General features: G+C 71.1%; 2 protein-coding genes. One reads left to right on the top strand and one right to left on the bottom strand.

Going from position 1 to position 2,003, the window contains the following annotated elements:
• Positions 1–108: 108 nt before the first annotated feature.
• The gene (gene rpsO / locus DBR36_RS10485; RefSeq protein ID WP_108319161.1) at positions 109–378 is read right to left on the bottom strand and encodes a 30S ribosomal protein S15; all 270 of its coding nucleotides are present in this window, start codon (positions 376–378) and stop codon (positions 109–111) included.
• A 165-nt stretch (positions 379–543) separates the two neighbouring features.
• On the opposite strand from rpsO, the gene DBR36_RS10480 reads away from it, so the two are divergent.
• A complete protein-coding gene (locus DBR36_RS10480; protein ID WP_258222717.1) occupies positions 544–1,872 on the top strand; it encodes an MFS transporter in 1,329 nt (442 codons plus the stop codon).
• Positions 1,873–2,003 lie beyond the last annotated feature (131 nt).

Below are 2,003 nucleotides of genomic sequence, written 5' to 3'. Positions count from 1 at the left end.
GGGCGGGGGCGCGAACAGCGAGGGGGCGGCATCCGGGAACGCCGAAGGCCGCCCCACACCGTGGGGCGGCCTTCCAAGAATGTTTTGCGCGATAGAACGCTGGTGCGATTAGCGACGCAGACCGAGACGCTCGATGAGCGAGCGGTAACGGTTGATGTCGACGTCCTGCAGGTAACCCAGCAGGCGACGGCGCTGACCGACGAGCAGGAACAGGCCACGGCGCGAGTGGTGGTCGTGCTTGTGTGCCTTGAGGTGCTCGGTGAGGTCCTTGATGCGCTGCGTCATCATCGCGACCTGCACCTCGGGGGATCCGGTGTCACCGGGGTGCGTCGCGTACTCTTCGATGATCGCCTTCTTGACGTCTGCTTCGAGTGCCATAGATGGGATCCCCTTCCTTCTCATTGCGCGGCGCTCGGCACCTGATGTGCGAGCTCTCTTTATCCGCGGCCGATCGAACGGCAACCGCATGAGTCTACCAGCCCTCGACCCCGCGCACGAACCGCGCCGGCGACCGGTGTCGGCGGGCTGGCGTAGCCTCGATCCGTGCAGCCGAGCGACCCCGTGACCACCTCCCGGGCACGCCGCGCTCTGATCGACGTCCGCCCGCTCACCACGTCTCCCGCGTTCGCCCGGCTGTGGATCGGCTCGACCCTCGCGGGCCTCGGCGGCCAGCTCACCGTCGTCGCGGTCATGCTGCACGTGTTCGAGCTGACGCAGAGCACCTTCGCGGTCTCGATGATCGCGGTGGCGGGGCTGCTGCCCATGGTCGTGGCGGGTCTGTACGGCGGCATGCTCGCCGACGCTTTCGACCGGCGCACCGTGGCCCTGCTGGCGGCCGTCATCACCTTCGTGTCGACGGCCCTGCTGGCGATTCTGGCCTGGACGAGCCTCGAGACGGTGGCCTGGCTCTTCGTGCTCAGCGTGGTCAACTCGGCCGCCAACTCGATCGTCATGGCGACGAAGTCGGCGATCACCCCGCGACTGATCCCCCGCGACCTCCTGCCCGCAGCGGCGGCGCTGCAGGGGGTGACGGTGGGGATCATGGTCATGGCCGGACCGGCCCTCGCGGGAGTGCTCGTCGCGGTCGCCGGATACGCCTGGACGTACTCGCTCGACGTCCTGCTGATGACCTCGCTGTTCCTCGGTCTCTGGTCGCTGCCGCGCCTGCGGCCCGAGGGAGAGATCGTGCGCCCGGGCCTGGAATCGTTCCGCGACGGCACCCGCTTCCTGCGCCGGGCACCCAACATCCGCTTGCAGTACATCCTCGACATCATCGCCATGACCTTCGGTCAGCCCGTGGCGCTCTTCCCCGCGATCGGCGCCGTCCTGCTGGGCGGCGGGGCGATCACGACCGGCGTGCTCACCGCCGCGGTCGCGGCCGGCGCCTTCCTGTCGAGCCTCTTCTCGGGACCGATCGGGCGCGTCCGACGCCAGGGCCTCGGCATCGCCCGGGCGATCCAGGTCTACGCGGTGGCCATCGGAGCCTTCGGGGCGGTGCTGCTCGCCGCCTCCCTGGGGTGGCTGCGCCCCGCCGACACGGGCGAGGACGTCGCCGCCGTCGCGCTGATCGTCCTGGCCGCGATCGCGCTGGCCGTCTCGGGCGCCGCCGACAACGTCAGCGCCATCTACCGCTCCACGATGATGCAGGCGGCTGTTCCGGATGCCATGCGCGGCCGCCTGCAGGGCATCTTCATCGTGGTGGTGGCCGGCGGTCCCCGCGTCGGGGCGCTCTATGCCGGCACTCTCGCGACCCTCGCCGCGCTGTGGGTGCCCCCGCTCCTGGGTGGGCTGGTGATCCTCGCCCTCGTCGGAACGCTCGTGCGCCTGACCCCGCGGTTCCGCGCCTACGACGCCCTCGACCCGCAGCCGTGATCGGCACCGGCCCCTGAGCGACGCCGCGACCCCCGAGCGACCCGGCGGTCCCCGAGCGACCCGGCGGTCCCCGAGCGACCCGGGGGCGTCGAGCACCCCGCCGCCCCCCGATCGACCGTGCTCCCCGCGAC

Source organism: Microbacterium sp. HMWF026, from assembly GCF_003061325.1.
Classification (GTDB): domain Bacteria; phylum Actinomycetota; class Actinomycetes; order Actinomycetales; family Microbacteriaceae; genus Microbacterium; species Microbacterium testaceum_E.
Note: the sequence above shows the minus strand (reverse complement) of the source record. Positions and strands in the feature narration are given on the sequence as shown.

Bases quoted from the DNA above. Each gene is read 5' to 3' on its own strand.
- rpsO (WP_108319161.1), bottom strand. From the start codon at position 378: ATGGCACTCGAAGCAGACGTCAAGAAGGCGATCATCGAAGAGTACGCG.